The 20,248-nt window shown below is 72.5% G+C and carries 10 protein-coding genes, 1 tRNA gene and 2 pseudogenes; 1 reads left to right on the top strand and 12 read right to left on the bottom strand.

The annotated features are described in order from the left end of the window. Window positions 1-147: 147 nt before the first annotated feature. Window positions 148-1,044 (bottom strand): glycosyltransferase family 2 protein, encoded by an 897-nt coding sequence (locus ACIPSE_RS14130; protein WP_401663087.1) that lies wholly within the window; start codon window positions 1,042-1,044, stop codon window positions 148-150. Between the two features lie 201 nt (window positions 1,045-1,245). On the opposite strand from ACIPSE_RS14130, the pseudogene ACIPSE_RS14135 reads away from it, so the two are divergent. After that, window positions 1,246-1,948 (top strand): annotated as a pseudogene (locus ACIPSE_RS14135) (AMP-binding protein); the annotation flags it as partial. A gap of 15 nt (window positions 1,949-1,963) precedes the next feature. Here ACIPSE_RS14135 and ACIPSE_RS14140 read toward each other — a convergent pair. The 11 genes and pseudogenes from ACIPSE_RS14140 to ACIPSE_RS14190 all read right to left on the bottom strand — a co-directional run. Further along, window positions 1,964-2,317: pseudogene (locus tag ACIPSE_RS14140) on the bottom strand (transposase); the annotation flags it as partial. A 244-nt stretch (window positions 2,318-2,561) separates the two neighbouring features. After that, window positions 2,562-2,635: transfer RNA gene (locus ACIPSE_RS14145), tRNA-Thr, on the bottom strand. A 107-nt stretch (window positions 2,636-2,742) separates the two neighbouring features. Further along, window positions 2,743-4,344: an alpha/beta hydrolase gene (locus tag ACIPSE_RS14150; protein ID WP_401661984.1), complete on the bottom strand. Its 1,602-nt coding sequence runs from the start codon at window positions 4,342-4,344 to the stop codon at window positions 2,743-2,745. 142 nt (window positions 4,345-4,486) lie between these two features. Then, a complete protein-coding gene (locus tag ACIPSE_RS14155) occupies window positions 4,487-5,692 on the bottom strand; it encodes a DNA polymerase III subunit delta' (protein ID WP_401661986.1) in 1,206 nt (401 codons plus the stop codon). Window positions 5,693-5,862: 170 nt separating this feature from the next. After that, window positions 5,863-9,132 carry a dTMP kinase gene (gene tmk, locus ACIPSE_RS14160; RefSeq protein ID WP_401661988.1) on the bottom strand — a complete coding sequence of 1,090 codons (3,270 nt, stop codon included), beginning with the start codon at window positions 9,130-9,132 and terminating at the stop codon, window positions 5,863-5,865. 206 nt (window positions 9,133-9,338) lie between these two features. Continuing rightward, complete coding sequence (gene topA, locus ACIPSE_RS14165) at window positions 9,339-12,182, bottom strand: type I DNA topoisomerase (RefSeq protein ID WP_401661991.1); 2,844 nt, start codon at window positions 12,180-12,182, stop codon at window positions 9,339-9,341. Window positions 12,183-12,439: 257 nt separating this feature from the next. After that, the gene (locus ACIPSE_RS14170; protein ID WP_401661993.1) at window positions 12,440-12,640 is read right to left on the bottom strand and encodes a hypothetical protein; all 201 of its coding nucleotides are present in this window, start codon (window positions 12,638-12,640) and stop codon (window positions 12,440-12,442) included. Between the two features lie 143 nt (window positions 12,641-12,783). Beyond that, the gene (locus ACIPSE_RS14175) at window positions 12,784-15,009 is read right to left on the bottom strand and encodes a protein kinase (protein ID WP_401661996.1); all 2,226 of its coding nucleotides are present in this window, start codon (window positions 15,007-15,009) and stop codon (window positions 12,784-12,786) included. A gap of 167 nt (window positions 15,010-15,176) precedes the next feature. Then, a complete protein-coding gene (locus ACIPSE_RS14180) occupies window positions 15,177-16,694 on the bottom strand; it encodes a methyltransferase (RefSeq protein WP_401661998.1) in 1,518 nt (505 codons plus the stop codon). 40 nt (window positions 16,695-16,734) lie between these two features. Continuing rightward, window positions 16,735-17,325, bottom strand: a complete 591-nt coding sequence (locus ACIPSE_RS14185) for a small secreted protein (RefSeq protein ID WP_401662000.1) — start codon at window positions 17,323-17,325, stop codon at window positions 16,735-16,737. A gap of 218 nt (window positions 17,326-17,543) precedes the next feature. After that, window positions 17,544-19,955: a sodium-translocating pyrophosphatase gene (locus tag ACIPSE_RS14190; RefSeq protein WP_401662003.1), complete on the bottom strand. Its 2,412-nt coding sequence runs from the start codon at window positions 19,953-19,955 to the stop codon at window positions 17,544-17,546. Window positions 19,956-20,248 lie beyond the last annotated feature (293 nt).

Here is a 20,248-nt window from a genome sequence, read left to right on the forward strand (position 1 = left end):
ATGTTGGCGATCCGTTGGCGCCACCTGATGTGATCACATCATCGGACCCGGCCCGAGGGTGCGCGCGTACATCGCGTCGCTCGGGGGAGTGTCGCCGTCGCGGCCGGGTCCGGGAACGTCACCGCCGCCCGCTCGCGGCCACCGTTCTCAGATGACCGGCGGGCGCCCGAGGCGGGTGAGCCGCCACACGGTCCGCCAGCGCATCGGCCGCCGCCGCCCCGCTGGCTTCCGCACCCCCTCCGCGAACCCGCCGAACCAGGCGCGCAGCCCGGCCCTCGAACGGATCCGCACCAGCGTGAGCAGCGTCCACACGCCCAGGTGGACCGGGATCAGCGGCCACGGCAGCCGGCGGCGCGCCAGCCAGACCCGGTTGCGGGCGTTGACCCGGTAGTACACGGCGTGCCGGGCGGGCGAGGTCTTCGGGTGCTGGAGCAGCAGCTCGGGGGCGTACAGGATGCGCCAGCCCGCGTCGGCCGCCCGCCACGCGAGGTCGGTCTCCTCGTGCGCGAAGAAGAACCGGGCGGGCCAGTCGCCGATCGCGTCCAGCATCGCCGACCGCAAGGCGTGCCCGCCGCCGAGGAAGCCGGTGACGTATCCGCCGCGCAGCGGGTCGGAGGCGCCGATCCTCGGCACGTGCCGCTGCTGGGTCTCGCCGTGCTCGTCGGCGATCCGGAACCCGACGATGCCGAGGCGCTCGTCGGCAGCGAACAGCTCGGCCACCCGGCGCAGCACTCCGGGGTCCACGAGCAGGCCGTCGTCGTCCAGCTCGACCACCACGTCGACGTCCCCGAACTCGCGCAGCCGGGCCAGGGCGACATTGCGTCCGCCGGGGCAGCCGAGGTTCTCGTCCGTCTCCAGGACGGTCACCTCGCCCGGCAGCGGCAGCCGCCCGGCGAACTCCGGCAGCCGGCAGCCGTTGCCCACGATCACGATCCGGGCCGGCGCGAGGTCCTGCTTGGCGACGGACTCCAGCAGCGCGTCCACCTCGACGGGCCGGTTCCCCATGGTCACCACCGCGACGGCGACCCTGAGCCCGTCCTCCATGACCTCACCCCATCCTGGCCGGAAAGCCACCGCCAGGATGCTATCCGTTCACCCCGGCACCTCCCCGGTCCCCTTGCCGGTAACTGACAGAGTCCGTACCGGCACTTGGAACTCGGCCGGGGCGAGCTGCTGGGATGGGGTGAGCCGGCCCGTGCCGGCCCGTGCCGCCCAGTCACCGGATCGCCCCTTTGGAGAGGACTCATGACGGTCACCGAACTCTTCCGCGATGCGCGGGATTTCCTGCTGGATCACCGTGAGGACCATGCCGCGGCCTGTGCGGGGTTCGTGTGGCCCCGGCCCGCGGAGTTCAACTGGGCGCTGGACTGGGTTCGACGTCATCGCCGAGGGCAATGACCGCACGGCGCTGCACATCCTCGAGGAGGACGGCACCGAGGTCCGCGTCTCCTTCGCGGAGATGGCCGAGCGCTCGAACCGGGTGGCGAACTGGCTGCGGGCGCGGGGCGTGGCGGCCGGGGACCGGGTCCTGGTGATGCTGGGCAATCAGGTGGAGTTGTGGGAGACGGCGCTGGCGGCGATGAAGCTGCGGGCGGTCGTGATCCCGGCGACGCCGTTGCTGGGTCCGGGGGATCTGCGGGACCGGGTGGAGCGCGGGCAGGTGGCGCATGTGCTGGTGCGGGCGCAGGACACGGGCAAGTTCGATGAGGTGCCCGGGGGTTACACGCGGATCGCGGTCGGGGGCGGGGCGGGCAGTGGCTGGTTGCGGTTCGAGGACTCGGCCGGGGCGTCTTCGGTGTTCGCCGCGGACAGGGTGACGGGTGCGGATGATCCGTTGATGCTGTATTTCACGTCGGGGACGACGTCGCGGCCCAAGCTGGTGGAGCACACGCATGTGTCGTATCCGGTGGGGCATCTGGCGACGATGTACTCGGGGCAGATGCAGCCGCCAGTTGACGGGCACGGCGGACTCCTCGGAGGCGGACCACACCCCGAACGCCTGCTGCCCGCTGGCCGACAGCCCCCGCTCGGCCACGAACCGCCGGGCCACGCCCACCGAGTGCTCGCCCACCTTGGGGATGCTCAGCGGGTCGAGCACCCAGGCCTGCGCCAGGGTGGTCGTCCGGAGCTGACGCGCCAAGGACTGCCGGAGCGCGGTCCAGTCCCAGGTGGAGGCGCTGATGAAGTGGTGCAGCCGCTGCTCGGTCCCCTCACCGCCGGCCCACCGGGCCACGTTCCGGATCGACTTGCGCCCCTCGGCGGTGACGAGCCCCCGCACGTACTCCTCGGCCTGCTGCTCCCGCACGAACCCCGCCATCGCAACCTCCCCGTCGACCCGGCCGTCCGCCGGCGCGCTTCCACCATCCGCGCGCGGCCCCCCGGCCGGGGAGGTGCACCGCCAACCCACTTCCCCCGCAAAACGGTGCCCCGCCCACCACCCCCACCCCCGAACGGCCCCCGCTCGCCCCCACCGAAGCCCCCCCGGGTGTGACGGGACCACCACCCCCCGGACACGACAAAAAACCCCAGGCCGGATGAGATCCGACCTGGGGTCCGAAAAGAGCCGCCTTCGGGATTCGAACCCGAGACCTACGCATTACGAGTGCGTTGCTCTGGCCATCTGAGCTAAGGCGGCGCGCTGTCCACACCATGGTGCGATCAGCAACGTCGGTAAGTCTACACAGTTTCCGAGGGTGCTCCGAACCGGCCCCGGGGAGGTCACCACCGGGGCCGGCGGTACCGCTACGAGCAGCGCTTTCCCTTGCCCGGCGGGGTCCCGCGGAGCAGATACGCGTCGATCGCGGAGTCCACGCAGCTGCTGCCGCGCCCGTACGCGGTGTGGCCGTCGCCCTCGTAGGTGAGCAGGCGGGCGGAGGAGAGCTGGGAGGCGAGGGCGCGGGCCCAGCGGTAGGGGGTGGCGGGGTCGCGGGTGGTGCCGACGACGACGATCGGCGCGGCCCCCTTCGCGGTGATCCGGTGCGGCTCACCCGTCGCCCTGACCGGCCAGTACGCGCAGTTCAGCGACGCCCAGGCGAGGCCCTCGCCGAAGACGGGCGACGCCTTCTCGAAGGACGGCAGCGCCTCGCGCACCTCGTCCGGCGTGGAGAAGGCGGCGGGCAGGTCGAGGCAGTTCACGGCGGCGTTGGCGAACATCAGGTTCGAGTAGCGGGCGTCGGCGTCGCGCTCGTAGTAGCTGTCGGAGAGGAAGAGGAGGCCGGCGCCGTCGTTCTCCTTGATCGCCGAGGTCAGCGCCTCCCGCAGCTGCGCCCACGCGCCCTCGTCGTACATCGCCGCAATCACGCCGGTGGTGGCGAGCGCCTCGCCGAGCTTGCGGCCGTCGGCGTCCCCGGCCGGGATGGGCCGGGCGTCGAGCCGGCCGAAGAAGGCCTTGAGCCGGGGGCCCACCTGGTCCGCCTTCGTCCCCAGCGGGCAGTCGCTCTGCTGCACGCAGTCCCGCGCGAAGGACTGGAACGCCGTCTCGAAGCCGGCCGTCTGGTCCAGGTTCAGCCGCCGGGCCGGCAGCGAGGGGTCCATCGCGCCGTCCAGGACGAGCCGCCCGACCCGGTCGGGGAACAGTCCCGCGTACGTCGCCCCGAGCAGCGTCCCGTACGAGGCACCCACGTACGTGAGGGTCCGGTCGCCGAGCGCCGCCCGCACGATGTCCATGTCGCGCGCCGCCTCGACGGTCGACACATGGCGCAGGAGCTCCGGCGCGTCGGCGCCGCACCCCTCGGCGAACTGCCGGTAGGCGTCGACGAGTTCGCCGACCTCGCCCTCGTCGTCGGGCGTGGTGTCCGTCTGCGTGTACGCGTCCATGGCACGTCCGCCGAGGCACTCGACGGGCTCGCTGCGGGCGACGCCGCGCGGGTCGACGGCCACCATGTCGTACCGGGCCCGCACCTCGGCCGGGTAGCCGATCCCGGCGTACGCCTGGAGGTAGCCGACCGCCGAGCCGCCCGGTCCGCCCGGGTTCACCAGCAGCGACCCGATCCGCTCCCCCGGCCCCGTCGCCTTCTTCCGCGAGACGGCCAGCCGTACATCACCGCCGTCTGGCTCGTCGTAGTCGAGCGGTGCTTTCAGCGTCGCGCACTGGAAGCCGGGCACCCCGCAGCTGCGCCAGTTCGGCTTCTGCGCGTAGTACGAGGCGAGGGAGGACGGAGTCGCCTTCGGCAGCGCGGCCAGCGCCGCCGCGTCCGTCGTCGAACTCGCGGACCCGCTCGCCGTGGAGCACGCCGTCACGAGCAGCGCCGCGACGCCGAGAAGGGCTCCGCCGGCGGTACGGGTACGCCGGTGACGGGGCGGGCCGGTCGGGTCCGCCGGACGGGGAGTGCGCCTGAAGTACATCAGCCGAGCGTAACCGCGCGCATACGATCCGTAGCAATCCGTAGGGATTGCGGCTCGTACGAGGGACTCCGTCAACTCCCGTTGATCACGGATCACGGATCACGGATCAGGATCACCGGGACCCAATCCGCCGGTACGGCGTTCAGCCCGCTCTCAGTGCCATCGTCATCGCCTCGACCGCCAGCAGCGGCGCCACGTTGCGGTCGAGCGCGTCGCGGCAGGCGGCGATCGCCTCGATGCGGCGCAGTGTGGCCTCCGGGGAGCCGCCGCGGGCCAGCCGCTCCAGGGTGTCCTCGGCGTCGGCGTTGGCGAGGGCGACGCGGGAGCCGAGCTGGAGGGCGAGGACGTCACGGTAGAAGCCGGTGAGGTCGGTGAGGGCGACGTCGAGGCTGTCGCGCTGGGTCCGGGTGCGTCTGCGCTTCTGCTTGTCCTCCAGGTCCTTCATCACCCCGGCCGTGCCGCGCGGCATGCGCCCGCCCTGGACCGCGCCGAGCGCCGCCTTCAGCTCCTCGGTCTCCTTGCCGTCCCGCTCCTCGGCGAGCAGCTTGGCGTCCTCGGCGGCGGCGTCGACGAGTTCCTGCGCGGCCTTGAGCGCCCCGCCGATGTCCTCGACGCGCAGCGGCAGCTTCAGCACGGCGGCCCTGCGCTCGCGCGCGGAGGGGTCCGTGGCCAGGCGCCTGGCCCGGTCGACGTGGCCCTGCGTGGCGCGGGCGACGGAGTGGGCGACGGCGGGCTCGATGCCGTCCCGCCGGACGAGGAGGTCGGCGACGGCGTCCACGGACGGGGTGCGCAGGTTCAGGTGACGGCAGCGCGAGCGGATCGTGGGCAGCACGTCCTCGATGGAGGGCGCGCACAGCAGCCACACCGTGCGCGGGGCGGGCTCCTCCACGGCCTTCAGGACCGCGTTGGCCGACTTCTCGTTGAGTCGCTCGGCGTCCTCCACGAGGATCACCTGCCAGCGGCCGGTCGCCGGGGACGTGAACGACTTGCGGACGGTGTCGCGCATGTCGTCCGCGAGGATCTGCGTGCCCACGGCGGCGACGGTGGTGACGTCCGCGTGGGTGCCGACCAGCGCCGTGTGGCAGCCGTCGCAGAAGCCGCAGCCGGGGATCCCGCCGAGCGCGCGATCCGGGCTCACGCACTGGAGCGCGGCGGCGAAGGCCCGCGCGGCCTGCGTCCGGCCCGCTCCGGGCGGGCCGGTGAACAGCCAGGCGTGCGTCATCTTCGACGCCTCGGGCGGCGGCGCGCCCGTCGCGGCGGCGGTGACGAACGCGTCGGCGTCCCGGGCGGCGGCCCCGAGCTGCTCGCTCACCTTCTCCTGGCCGACGAGGTCGTCCCAGACGGTCATGCGGTGCGCCGCCCTTCCCTCTTCGTCACGGTGGTGGTCACGGGATCCATTGTGGGGGCACCCACTGACAACGGGGCCCGGGCCGCGAACGGCCCGAACCCCGTCACTCTCTCAGGAACTGCTCAGCTCACTCTCTCAGGAACCGCTCAGCTCACTTCCTCAGGAACCGCTCAGCCCCGGCGTCCGCGGCCCCGTCGGCCGCCTCCGCGCCCGTCCCCGAACTCCTCGCCGTCGCGCGGGCCGAGCAGTTCGTCCGCCAGCGACGGCAGGTCGTCCAGCGGGGTCTCCTCCGCCCAGTCCGGCCGCGGCCTGCGCCGGGGCGTCCCGGCCTCGTCGACCTGGGGCATCTCGCGCGTACGGTCCTCGGCGTCCGGGCCCGACCGCTCGCCGCGCCCGCCGCGCTCACCGCGCTCCTCACGTTCCTCGCGTTCCTCGCGGAAGAAGCCGGGCGGCACCCGGTCGGTGGGCTTCTCCCCGGCGACGGGCGGCAGTACGGCCGTCTCCTCGGCGTCGGCGGGCGCGTCGGTGACCGGCGGGAGCACCGCCGTCTCGTCCGCGGCACCCACCGCGGGCAGCACGGCCGTCTCGTCGGCGGCACCGGCGGGCGGGGCCGGCGGCACGGGCAGCTCGGTGGTCACCTCGTTGTCGGAGGGCGCGCGCTCCGGCGTCCGCCCGGCGGGCTTCTCGTCCCGCACCGGACGCAGCACCGTCGTCTCGTCGGCCGAACGCCCCGGCAGGTCCTGCGGCTTGACCACCGGCGTGGGCACGGTCGCCGTCACGTCCGCCCCGGGCGAGGACTCGGGCGCGGTCGTCGCCCGCGGTCCAACCTCGGCCGCGGTGGCCGCGCGCTCGGCGAGCCGACGCGCCTCCTCCGCGCGCAGCAGCGCCTCCTCGGCCTTGCGCTGCTTCTCGGCGCGGCGCTCGTCGGCCTCGGCGCGCAGCCGGGCCTCGTCCTCGGCCTGCTTGCGACGGCGCTCCTCGTCCGCCTTGCGGCGGGTCTCCGCCTCGGCGCGGGCCTTCTCCTCGGCGAGGAGACGGGCCTGCTCCTCCTCCGCGCGGCGCCGCGCCTCCTCGGCGCGCCGCCGGGCCTCCTCCGCCTGGCGTTCGGCCTCGCGGCGCTGCGCCTCCTCCAGCTCGCGGCGCTTGCGCTCCTCCTCCTCCAGGCGCAGCCGCTCCAGCTGCTCCTGGCGCTCGCGCTCCAGCCGCTCTTCCTCGGCCTTGCGCGCGGCCTCCTCCTCGGCCTTGCGGCGCGCTTCCTCCTCGGCCTTGCGGCGGGCCTCCTCCTGCTCCCGGATCTCCTGCTCGGAGAGCGGCAGCAGCAGGTCGAGGCGGTGCCGGACGACGGTGGTGACGGCCTCGGGCTCCTGGCCCGCGTCGACCACCAGGTAGCGGCCGGGGTCGGCGGCGGCCAGCGTCAGGAAGCCGGAGCGCACGCGCGCGTGGAACTCCGCGGGCTCCGACTCCAGGCGGTCCGGCGCCTCGGTGAACCGCTCGCGGGCGACCTCGGGGGAGACGTCCAGGAGGACCGTCAGATGGGGCACGAGGCCGTTGGTCGCCCACCGGTTGATGCGGGCGATCTCGGTCGGCGACAGGTCGCGGCCCGCGCCCTGGTAGGCGACCGAGGAGTCGATGTACCGGTCGGAGATGACGACCGCGCCGCGCTCCAGCGCGGGCCGTACGACCGTGTCCACGTGCTCGGCGCGGTCCGCCGAGTACAGCAGCGCCTCCGCGCGGTGCGACAGCCCGGCCGAGGAGACGTCGAGAAGTATCGACCGCAGCCGCTTGCCGACGGGCGTGGCGCCCGGCTCGCGGGTGACGACGACCTCGTGGCCCTTGGCCCTGATCCACTCGGCGAGGGCCTCGGCCTGGGTCGACTTGCCGGCGCCGTCGCCGCCTTCCAGGGCGATGAAGAAGCCGTTGGCCGCGGGCGCGGTCACCGGGTCGTCGCCGCCGAGCAACGCGTCCCGCAGGTCCTGGCGCAGCGGCACCCCGGACCGGTCGTCGACCTTGGCGAGCACCAGCGCGGCGACGGGCAGCAGCAGCGCGCCGACGAGCATCAGGGTGAACGCGGCGCCACCGTGCGCGAAGACGAACTTGCCGCTCTCCAGGCGGTGCGGGCCGATCAGCGCGGCCACCAGCGGCGCGAGCAGCGCACCGAGGGCCACGAACACCCGTACGACGGCGTGCAGATGCTCGGTGGTGCGCGGGCGGCGGTGGTCCTCGGTCTCCTGGTCGAGCAGCGCGTGCCCGGTGTTGGCGGCGACACCCGCGCCGGCCCCGGCGAGGGCGACGATCAGGACGACGGTGGAGACGTCCGGCACCAGACCGGCGGCCAGCAGCGCGATGCCGGTGAAGGCGATCGCGAGCGCGAGCAGCCGGCGGCGCGAGAGGGCGACGAGCACCTTGGGCGCCGTCCGGATGCCGACGACGACACCGCCGGTCAGCGCGAGCACGAGCAGGCCGTACGTCACCGGCCCGCCGCCCAGGTCCTTGGCGTGCAGCACGGACACGGCGACGGCCGCGGCGACCGACCCGGCGACGGCGGCGCAGGCGAGCACGAGCAGCGGGAGCACACCGGTGCGGCCCTTGTCCTCGCCGCTGCCGGTCCGGGGGCGGCGCAGCCCCTCCAGGGGCGACCGCGCGCGCGGGGTGCGGGTGCCGGGCAGTTCGAGGAAGGTCAGCACGGACAGGGACGCGGCGAACAGTCCGGCCGCGACGTACGAGCCGAGGGCGGCCTGGTGGACGGCGAACCAGTCGATCCCGGCGCCCAGCAGGTTGTTGACGAGCCCGGCCGCGACCAGCCCGGCGGCGGCCAGCGGGATCGCCGCGAAGCCGGTGCGCAGCGAGAGCCGGCGCAGCGCGTCGAGGTGGTCGGGCAGCGGGCGGACCGTGGCGCCCTCCGGCGGCGGGGCGGGCAGCAGGGCGGGCGCGGCGCTCTCGCGGCACACCGTCCAGAAGCGCTCGGCGACGCCGGTGACGAAGACGGTGACGAGGAGGACGGCCAGCGCGTTCTCGGGCGTCCAGTCGATCCACAGCGGCGCGATGATCAGCAGCGCGGCGCGCACGCCGTCCGCGCCGACCATCGTCCAGCGGCGGTCCAGGGGACCGTCCTGCGAGGTGAGCGAGGTCAGCGGGCCGAGGAGGACCGCCCCGAAGAGCAGGGTGGCCAGAACCCGTACCCCGAAGACGGTCGCCACTGCGAACGCCACGCCTCGGTAGCCGCCCCCGAAGGAGCCCTGGGAGATGGCCGCCTGGAGGGCGAGGAGGACCAGCACCAGCAGTGCCAGGGCGTCACCCACACCGCCCACGAGCTGTGCGCTCCACAGCCGCTTGAGCTGCGGCTGGCGCAACAGGGCGCGGACGGCGCGCTCACGGGAGTCCGCCACAAGGGCGTCGTCGGGGGCCGGGTGGGGGCCCGTCGGCTGCTCTGCTCGCGTCATGCTTTCAGCCTATCGGGCGGTACCGACAGCCCGGGGCCTCCGTCCGAACGTGCGCACGCCCCGACACCAAACCGATGCCGGGGCGTTCGCAATGCGAAGCCGATGTGAGGGAACGGCGTGGACCCGCTCCCCGCGCGACCGGACGTTCCCGGCCACCGCCGGCCGGTCCTCGGCCGCGCGGCGGCCAGTCCTCGGCCGCGCGGCGGTCAGTCCTCGGCCGCTGCCTTGGAGGCCGCCGTCTTCTTCGCCGCCGTCTTCGTGGCGGTCGTCTTCTTGGCCGCGGTCGTCGTCTTCTTCGCCGCGGTCTTCTTGGCGGCCGTCTTCTTCGCCGGGGCCGCCTTCTTCGCGGTGGCCTTCTTGGCCGGGGCCTTCTTCGCCGTCTTCTTGGCGGGGGCCTTGGCGCGCTTCTCGGCGAGCAGCTCGTAGCCGCGCTCCGGGGTGATCGTCTCGACGCTGTCGCCGGAGCGCAGGGTCGCGTTGGTCTCCCCGTCGGTGACGTACGGCCCGAAGCGGCCGTCCTTGACCACGACCGGCTTCTCGCTGACCGGGTCGGTGCCCAGCTCCTTCAGCGGCGGCTTGGCGGCGGCCCGCCCGCGCTGCTTGGGCTGGGCGTAGATCGCCAGCGCCTCTTCGAGGGTGATCGTGAAGAGCTGGTCCTCGGCGGTGAGCGACCGGGAGTCCGTGCCCTTCTTCAGGTACGGCCCGTAGCGCCCGTTCTGCGCGGTGATCTCCTGGCCCTCGTCGTCGGCGCCGACGACCCGCGGCAGCGACATCAGCTTGAGCGCGTCCTCCAGGGTCACCGTGTCCAGCGCCATCGACTTGAACAGCGAGGCCGTCCGCGGCTTCACGGCGTTCTTGCCGGTCTTCGGGGTGCCCTCGGGGAGCACCTCGGTGACGTAGGGGCCGTAGCGGCCGTCCTTGGCGATGATCTGGTGGCCGCTCACCGGGTCGGCGCCCAGTTCGAAGTCGCCGCTCGGCTTGGCGAGCAGTTCCTCGGCGAGCTCGACGGAGAGCTCGTCGGGGGCGAGGTCCTCCGGCACGTCCGCGCGCTGGTGGTTCTCGGAGTCCTTCTCGCCGCGCTCGATGTACGGGCCGTAGCGCCCGACGCGCAGGACGATGTCGTTGCCCACCGGGAACGAGGACACCTCGCGCGCGTCGATCGCGCCCAGGTCGGTCACCAGTTCCTTGAGGCCGCCGAGGTGGTCCCCGTCGCCGTTGCCGGCGTCGGCCGCGCCGCCGCTGCCGTTGGACGTGCCCTCGCCGAAGTAGAACCGCTTCAGCCACGGCACGGACTGGGCCTCGCCGCGCGCGATGGCGTCGAGGTCGTCCTCCATCTTGGCGGTGAAGTCGTAGTCGACGAGCCGCCCGAAGTGCTTCTCCAGGAGGTTGACCACGGCGAAGGACAGGAAGGACGGGACGAGTGCCGTGCCCTTCTTGAAGACGTAGCCGCGGTCGAGGATCGTGCCGATGATCGACGCGTACGTCGAGGGGCGGCCGATCTCGCGCTCTTCGAGCTCCTTGACGAGGCTGGCCTCGGTGTAGCGGGCCGGGGGCTTGGTGGCGTGCCCGTCGACCGTGATCTCCTCGGCGGTCAGCCGGTCGCCCTCGGCGACCTGGGGCAGCCGGCGCTCGCGGTCGTCCAGCTCGGCGTTCGGGTCGTCGGCGCCCTCGACGTAGGCCTTGAGGAAGCCGTGGAAGGTGATCGTCTTGCCGGAGGCGCTGAACTCGACGTCCCGGCCGTCGACGGCGGTGCCGCCGATCTTCACGGTGACGCTGTTGCCGGTGGCGTCCTTCATCTGGGAGGCGACGGTGCGCTTCCAGATCAGCTCGTACAGCTTGAACTGGTCGCCGGTCAGCCCGGTCTCCGCGGGGGTGCGGAAACGATCACCCGACGGGCGGATCGCCTCGTGCGCCTCCTGCGCGTTCTTGACCTTCCCGGCGTACGTGCGCGGCGCGGACGGCAGGTACTCGGCGCCGTAGAGCTGGGTGACCTGCGCGCGGGCGGCCTTCACGGCGGTCTCGCTGAGCGTCGTGGAGTCCGTACGCATATAGGTGATGAAGCCGTTCTCGTACAGCTTCTGCGCGACCTGCATGGTCGCCTTCGCGCCGAAGCCGAGCTTGCGGCTGGCCTCCTGCTGGAGGGTCGTCGTACGGAACGGGGCGTACGGCGAGCGGCGGTACGGCTTGGACTCGACCGAGCGGACCGCGAACTGCGTCTGCTCCAGGGCGGCGGCCAGCGCGCGGGCGTTCGCCTCGTCGAGGTGGAGGGTGTTCGCGCCCTTGATCCGGCCGAGGGAGTCGAAGTCACGGCCCTGCGCGACGCGCCTGCCGTCGACGGTCTGGAGGCGGGCGACCAGCGACGACGGGTCGGAGGAGTCCCCCGCGCGGCCGGTCGCGAAGGTCCCCGTCAGGTCCCAGTACTCGGCGGAGCGGAAGGCGATGCGCTCGCGTTCACGCTCGACGACGAGCCGGGTGGCCACGGACTGGACGCGGCCCGCCGACAGCCGCGGCATGACCTTCTTCCACAGGACCGGCGAGACCTCGTAGCCGTAGAGACGGTCGAGGATGCGGCGGGTCTCCTGGGCGTCGACCAGCTTCTGGTTGAGCTCGCGCGGGTTGGCGACGGCGGCCTGGATCGCGGCCTTGGTGATCTCGTGGAAGACCATCCGCTTGACCGGGACCTTGGGCTTGAGCACTTCCTGGAGGTGCCACGCGATGGCCTCGCCCTCGCGGTCCTCATCGGTGGCGAGGAAGAGTTCGTCGGACTCCTTGAGGAGGTCCTTGAGCTTCTTGACCTGGGCCCGCTTGTCGGCGTTGACCACATAGATCGGCTCGAAGTCGTGTTCGACGTCCACGCCGAGCCGGCGCACCTCACCGGTGTACTTCTCCGGCACCTCGGCGGCGCCGTTGGGGAGGTCGCGGATGTGCCCGACGCTCGCCTCGACGACGTAACCAGGACCGAGGTAGCCCTTGATGGTCTTCGCCTTGGCAGGCGACTCGACGATGACGAGTCGGCGGCCGCCCTTTGCGGTCTCGCTGGTCGGGGACAACTTCGCTCTTCTCTCCGGTCGACGCTGGGCCTCCCCGGGCTCCGCAAGGTCGCCCGGGGTCGGGTACTGGTGACGCTGCGGAGTGTGACGGTACATCCCGCCCCCGTGTCAAACGGGAAAAGCCCGCAACGGCCACTCGAACGGTAACCCGACTACCGCCATTCCTGCCGCCCGGAGTACCCACCAGCCATTTCGAGCCTTTGCGGAGGGTGGCCTCCCAATTACCGGGACCTCGGCCTTTTCATGATCCCTTCAGATCACCGGAGCCGGGTGAAACACCATGCGCCGACCACGAGTGCGGTGAGCGCGGCGAGACCCGCGAGGGTCGCCGATGCGACCGGGCTCACACCGTGCGCGACGGGCTCGCGGCGCTGGAGACGGACCACCGTCCACGTCAGCAGCCCGGCTCCGAACAGCGCGAACACGACCCCCGCGAAGATCGCCGGCCCAGTCTCCATGGCTCCCCGTGCCCCTTTTCTCCGGTCCGTGTCAGCCCAGCCCCGGGAGGTTGACACGCGCGGGCGGCGGCCAGGCGAACCCGAGGTGAACGCGGGGCCGACACGCCGACGGGCCCAGGGGGCGCGGGAGGCCGCGCCCCGGCTCACACGGCGCCGGGCGCGGGTATCTTTCCGGTCGTCTTGCCGTTGTCGGCCCTGCCCACGGTGCACACGGCCTTGTTGAACCCCGCGTTCCAGTCGTCCTCGTCGGCCACCCAGCCGAACACGGACCGCTCCGAACCCGGCGCCCAGGCCGACTCGAATTTGTTGCGGCACAGCTTGGTCGCGTTGTCGGTGCCTTTCTCGTAACCCATGTCACCGGGCGCCTGGACCACTCCCACAACCTGGTCCGTATGCGGATTCACGCAGTCGGTGAGCGGAGCGTTGTAACTGTCCTCCAGTTCTTCGTAGACCCAGCAGTCACCGACACTCATCTGTCCCACCCAAAGATCCACACCGTCGTCACGGAACCGGCCGACTTCACCGCCGATCGCGGCATGGCGGCCCAGTACGAGACATGCCGTACCGCTGTTCGCCGCGGTGAAGCCCTCCTTGGTCGGTACGACGGCGTAGACGGCCGCGTCAGGGAGCGCCTCGGCGACCTCGCGCGCCTGGTTCGCGCACCGCGCGGGACCCTGTGTGCTCGCGTCGGCGTAGTCGGTGGCCGTGTCGACGGCGACGACCTGCCCGTCCGGCCAGTCCTCCGTGCAGCTCACCACGCCGAGGTTCGGCACCGACTCGAACTCGGCCCCCGACCACACGGCCTGGACGCAGTCCCCGGCCCGCAACGGCTCGCTGAGGCCCACGACATCGCCGTACGGCAGCACGGGCCCGGTCGGGGGCGCGGAGCTCTTGGGCACGCCGGAGGTGGGCGGCTTCTTCGCGGTGGTGTCCTCGTTCCCGCCGTCGCCGCCGCTCAGCGACACGGCGAGCCAGGTGCCGCCCGCGACGACGAGCACGGCGGCCACGACCAGCGCCACGATCGCGAGGCGCCGCCGGTCCCGCGAGGGCGGCGGGGGACCGCCCCCGGGCATGCCGGTGCCGTAGGTGCCGTAGGGGCTCCCGGCGTACGGCGTCGGGCCGCCGCTCGCGTACGGGCCCTGCGCGTAGGGGTTGCCGGGGTCGGCGGAGTGCTGGGCCGCGGGCGGCTGCCGCCAGGGGTCGTACGCCGCCGAGGGCGTCCCCGGGGCCCCGGCGGGCGTGAGCGGGCCGGGGCCGGGCGGCGCCGCGCCCGGGGTGTGCGGGGTCTGCGGGGTGTGGGGCGTCAGCGGCGCGCCCGGCGGCGTGTGCGGGGTGCGGGACGGCGTCGCGCCCGGGGTGTGCGACGGCGCGAACCCGTCCGGCGGCGGCCCGAAGCCCGGCGTCCGTGCCGCGCCGGCCCCGCTCGGGGTCGGCGGGGAGGGCGGGGGCCACGCGGGTCCGCTCGGGGTCGGCGGAGAGGGCGGGGGCCACGCGGGCGACGCCGCCTGCACGACCCGCTCCAGACCGCGCGCCACGGCCTCCGGGGAGGATCTGCGCACCGGGTCCTTGACCAGCAACCCGAGGAGCACGGGCGCCAGTTCACCGGCCCGCACCGGCGCGGTGGGCTCCTCGCCGAGCAGGGCGGTCAGCGTCGCGTAGTCGCCGTGCCGGTCGAAGGGGCCGCGTCCCTCGACGGCGGAGTACAGCGTCGCGCCGAGCGAGAACAGGTCGGCCGCGGGTGTCGGCGGCTCGCCGCGCGCCCGCTCCGGGGCCAGATAGCCGGGGGTGCCGAGGATGCCCGCGGTGGAGGTGAGCCGGGGCTCGCGGGACTCGGGCTGGAGCGCGATGCCGTAGTCGGTGAGCAGCACGCGCGCGTAGGGGTCGCCCGAAGCGTCCGACGCGAGCAGGATGTTGGCCGGTTTCACGTCCCGGTGCAGGATGCCGATCCGGTGTCCCGCGGTGAGCGCGTCGAGGACGGCGAGCCCGACGCGGGCCACCTGGGCGGGCAGCAGCGGACCCGAACGCCGCACGACCGCCTGGAGGTCGACCGAGTCGGGGACGTACTCCATGACGATCCACGGAAGCCCTTCGTGGACCACCACGTCGTGCACGGTGGCCACATGGGGGTGACCGCGCAGCCGGGCCGCGTGCCGGGCCTCGCTGCGGGCGCGGGCGATGCGCTGGGCGGGTTCGCCCGCGTCCATCGGCACGTCCGGGAGCGCGATCTCCTTCATCGCGACCTCGCAGGCCAGTTCGTCGTCGTACGCGAGCCACACACGGCCCATGCCGCCCGCGCCGAGCGTGCGCACCAGCCGGTAACGGCCGTTGATGACCCTGCCTTCACCCTGTTCCGGCGTATCCCCCGCCATCACGTCTCCCCCCGAGAGCCGGGACAGCGCGCCTCCCCCGAAGCGCGTGCAGTCCGTCTCTCGAAGGTAGCTTCGCACGTGCCACTGACAGGAGAGCTTTTCCGTACCAATCCCGTCAGAACGGGCCCATCCGTCTCAGGAGTGCGCTGACGCCCCCGCCGTCACACTCAGGCGGGGTCCAGGAAGCCCTGCTCCACCAGCAGCCGGATCTGGGCCGGGGTGCGGTCCCGCAGCGACACCGGATCCTCGCCGACCAGTTGGGCGATCGCGTCGAGGATGCGCCCGGCGCTCAGCGAACCGTCGCAGACGCCCGCGAAACCCGCGCCGACCGTGTCCACCTTGGTCGCCCGCCGCATGCCCCGGTTCTGACGCAGCACCACATGCTCCGGGTCCTCGGCGCCCGGCAGCCCGACCTGCTCCTGCACGACCTCGGACGCGAGCCTGAAGTGCCCTGCCAGCAGCGCCGCGTCGTCGTTGGCGCGCAGATAGTCGACCCGCTCGAAGTGCGCCCGCACGGTGTCGCCCAGCGGCTGCTCGACCGGGTGCGGCCACTCCTCCACGGTCACCGACGGCTCGGCGGCGTCCGTCCGACGCAGGGTGATCCAGCCGAACCCGACGGCCCGCACCTTGCGCGCCTCGAACTCGTCCAGCCACGCGTCGTACAGCGCCTGGTACTCGGCCCGCCCGCCCCGGTGGTCACCGGCGTCCCGCAGCCACAGCTCGGCGTACTGCGTGACGTCCTGCACCTCGCGCTGGACGATCCACGCGTCGCACCCGCGCGGCACCCAGGAGCGGAGCCGGTCCTGCCAGTCCTCGCCCTCCACGTGCTGCCAGTTGGCGAGGAACTGCGCGAACCCGCCCTCGTTCAGCCACTCCCCGGCGCCCTGGACGAGCGAGCGGCACAGGTCGTCCCCGCCCATCCCGCCGTCCCGGTACGTCAGCCGCGCCGCCGGCGAGATCACGAAGGGCGGATTGGACACGATCAGGTCGTACGACGTCCCGCGCGGGACCGGCTCGAACAGCGACCCCTGCGCCAGATCCGCCGCGGGCGCGCCGGACAGCGCGAGGGTCAGGGCGGTGATGTGCAGGGCGCGCGGGTTGAGGTCGGTGGCCGTCACGCGCGTGGCGTGCTGCGCGGCGTGCAGCGCCTGGATGCCGGAGCCGGTGCCCAGATCGAGGGCGGCGGCCACGGGCGTGCGCACGGTGATGCCGGCGAGGGTGGTGGAGGCGCCGCCGACGCCGAGGACCACGCACTCCTCGCGGCTGCCGATGCCGCCCGCGCCGCCCACGGCACAGCCCAGGTCGGACACGATGAACCAGTCCTCGCCGCCGGGCCCGCCGTAGGGCCGGACGTCCACGGCGGCGGCGACCTCGTCGTCCCCGGCCGGTGTCAGCCAGCCGCTCTCCAGGCACTGCTCCACCGGCAGGACGTCCGCCACGCGCGCGCGGGGCACCGGCTGCTGGAGCAGGAACAGCCGGACGAGCAGTTCCAGCGGTGTGTCCCCGCGGGTCGCCCGGAGGGCGGGCACGGTCTCGCTGCGGGCGAGCGCCGCGTACGCGGGCGCGCCGAGCAGTTCGAGCAGCCCGTCGGCGGTGAAGGAGGCCGCGAGCAGCGCGTCGCGCAGACGCGCCGCGGCCTCGGGACGGTCGGCGGAGGGCAGGGGGGCAAGGCTGGAATCGCTCACACCCTCCATTGTGGCCGCAAACCGGCGTGCCCCGCGCGGGTCAGCTCGCCGTGGCCGCGCTGGACGCGGAGGCGCTCTTGCAGCTCTCCTGGTTGGCCATCGCCGTGCCGACGTCGCCCTCCTCCAGCTTCGCCAGCGCGTCGCTGCCGCTCGTGCTCAGCTTGTCGAGCTCGGTCGCCACGTCCTTGAGTCCGTCGGCGAACTCCGCCTGGTCCTTGGTCTCCAGGTCGTCGACCTGCTTCTTCAGGGAGGCGTAGGACGCGGAGATGCTGTTGAGCTCCTTGACGGCGTCCTGCTGCTTCTTCTTGCCGTCCTCGACGTCCGGGGCGCCCGCCTTGGTGACGGCGGCCCCGATCGCCTTGTAGGCGTCGGACATGTCCTGGAAGGCCTGCGAGTCCGTCTTCTGGACGTCCTCCGGCGTGCTGTTGTCCGAGGTCTGCTTCTGGATCGCGGCGTTCGCGGCCTCGATCTTCTTGGCCTGCGGCTGCACCGCGTCACAGACCTGCTTGGCCCAGGAGTTGAGCGCCTCGCTGTTGTCGTCGCTGCTGCATCCCGACAGCGCCAGTACCAGTACCGCACCGCCGGACACCGCGGCCGCGAGCTTCTTGTTCACCGGATGGGTCCCTTCCATGGCTCTCGGCCCCGGAAGATACACGCCGGACCGCCCGCCTTCGCGAGCCGAACGACCGGAAGGCGGCGTTTATATCCATTTGCACCAAGAGAGAGAAGGCTCACGATGAGGGCATGGCCACAAACAGAACGGGCGGGCGACGCGCCCAATGCGCGTCTCCCGCCCGCTCTTTGGGCCGGACGTCCCCGAACGGCCCCGCGGCACAGCGGTAAGACCGCCTACGAAACCACCGCGGGGTCGGAGGAGTTGGCCTTCTTCCCGGCGTTCTCGTCGTCCTCGTCGCCCACGGTGATCCCGCGCCGCTTGGAGACGTAGACCGCGACGACGATCACGGCCAGCGAGAGCACCGCGATCCCGACGCGCACCCCGACACTCGCGTCGTCGCCGTAGCTGAACTTGATGACCGCGGGCGCGATGAGCAGCGCGACGAGGTTCATCACCTTCAGCAGCGGGTTGATGGCGGGCCCCGCGGTGTCCTTGAAGGGGTCGCCGACGGTGTCGCCGATCACCGTCGCGGCGTGGGCCTCGCTGCCCTTGCCGCCGTGGTGACCGTCCTCGACGAGCTTCTTGGCGTTGTCCCAGGCGCCTCCGGAGTTGGCCAGGAACACCGCCATGAGGGTGCCCGTGCCGATCGCGCCCGCGAGATAAGCGCCGAGCGCGCCTACGCCGAGGGTGAACCCGATGAAGATGGGCGCCATCACGGCCAGCAGCCCCGGGGTCGCCAGTTCCCTGAGCGCGTCCCGGGTGCAGATGTCGACGACCTTGCCGTACTCCGGCTTCTCCGAGTAGTCCATGATCCCGGGGTGCTCGCGGAACTGCCGCCGCACCTCGTAGACCACCGAACCCGCCGACCGCGACACGGCGTTGATCGCGAGCCCCGAGAAGAGGAAGACGACCGCCGCGCCGGCGATGAGCCCGACGAGGTTGTTGGGCTGGGAGATGTCCATCATCAGGCTCATCGGGGCGCCGTCGCCGGAGAGTTTCTCCCCGACGTCCTGCGCGCCCGTGATGATGGCGTCCCGGTACGACCCGAAGAGCGCCGACGCCGCCAGGACGGCGGTGGCGATGGCGATGCCCTTCGTGATGGCCTTGGTGGTGTTGCCGACCGCGTCCAGGTTGGTGAGCACCTGCGCGCCCGCCCCCTCGACGTCGCCGGACATCTCGGCGATGCCCTGCGCGTTGTCGGAGACCGGCCCGAAGGTGTCCATCGCCACGATCACGCCGACCGTGGTGAGCAGACCCGTGCCGGCCAGCGCCACCGCGAACAGCGCCAGCATGATCGACGTACCGCCGAGCAGGAACGCCCCGTAGACACCGAGGCCGATCAACAGGCCGGTGTAGACGGCCGATTCGAGGCCCACCGAGATCCCGGCGAGGACGACGGTGGCGGGCCCCGTGAGCGAGGTCTTGCCGATGTCCCTGACCGGGCGGCGGGTGGTCTCGGTGAAGTAGCCGGTGAGCTGCTGGATGACGGCGGCCAGCAGGATGCCGATGGCCACGGCGACGAGCGCGAGGATCCGCGGGTCGCCGTCGTGCCCGGCGATGGCGCCGTCGGTGACACCGTCGAGGTCGGCGTACGACGAGGGCAGATAGACGAAGACCGCGACGGCGACCAGCACGAGCGAGATCACCGCGGAGATGAAGAACCCTCGGTTGATCGCGGACATGCCGCTGCGGTCGGACCGGCGCGGGGCGACCGCGAAGATGCCGACCATGGCGGTCAGGACGCCGATCGCGGGCACGAGCAGCGGGAAGGCGAGCCCGGCGTCGCCGAAGGCCGCCTTGCCGAGGATCAGCGCGGCGACCAGGGTCACGGCGTAGGACTCGAAGAGGTCGGCCGCCATGCCCGCGCAGTCGCCGACGTTGTCGCCCACGTTGTCGGCGATGGTCGCGGCATTGCGCGGATCGTCCTCCGGAATGCCCTGCTCGACCTTGCCGACCAGGTCGGCGCCGACGTCGGCGGCCTTGGTGAAGATGCCGCCGCCCACCCGCATGAACATGGCGATCAGGGCGGCGCCGAGGCCGAAGCCCTCCAGCACCTTCGGCGCGTCGGCCGCGTACACCAGCACCACGCAGGAGGCGCCCAGCAGACCGAGGCCCACCGTGAACATGCCGACGACGCCGCCCGTGCGGAAAGCGATCTTCATTGCTTTGTGCGAGACGGCGGTGAGATCCTTTTCTGCTTCGCCTTCCGCCGGGGTCGCTTCCCTGGCCGCGGCGGCGACGCGCACATTACTGCGCACGGCGAGCCACATACCGATATAACCGGTGGCCGCCGAGAAGGCCGCGCCGATCAAGAAGAACACCGATCGGCCTGCGCGTTGATTCCAGTCGTCCGCGGGCAGCAGCATGAGCAGGAAGAACACGACGACGGCGAATACGCCGAGTGTGCGCAACTGCCGGGCCAGATAGGCGTTCGCGCCTTCCTGGACCGCCGCCGCGATCTCTTTCATGCTGTCGGTGCCCTCGCCCGCCGCGAGCACCTGGCGCACCAGGACGCCCGCGACCACCAGTGCCGCCACGGCGACGGCCGCGATCACCCAGACGATGATCCGGTTGTCGTCGGTCAGCACCGCTGCCGCGAGGGAAGTGGGATGGTCCAGCTGATGAGGGGTAGAAAGCCCCGCCATTCGTCCTCCTTGACGCTTGGGCTGAGCTCAAGATGTGGACGGATTGTAGGTACCCGGCTCTGATCAAAACAGGGCGCGGTAAACGAATTCAGCCTTCACATGCCCTACAGCAAAAGATCCGGACGGCGCCATCGGACCCGAATAGGCTAATGCTTCTGAGGCATTCACGCACGCAGGGCCCCCGCATGGCCTCTTGATCGAATTATCTGCCCATTGATCGTGAATCGCTTCACGAATTCCGACAATGCAAAGGGCCCCGCTCGGCGGGGCCCTTCGTGATGTTCTGCGCGCCC

This window comes from Streptomyces sp. NPDC090106 (assembly GCF_044747265.1).
Lineage (GTDB): Bacteria > Actinomycetota > Actinomycetes > Streptomycetales > Streptomycetaceae > Streptomyces.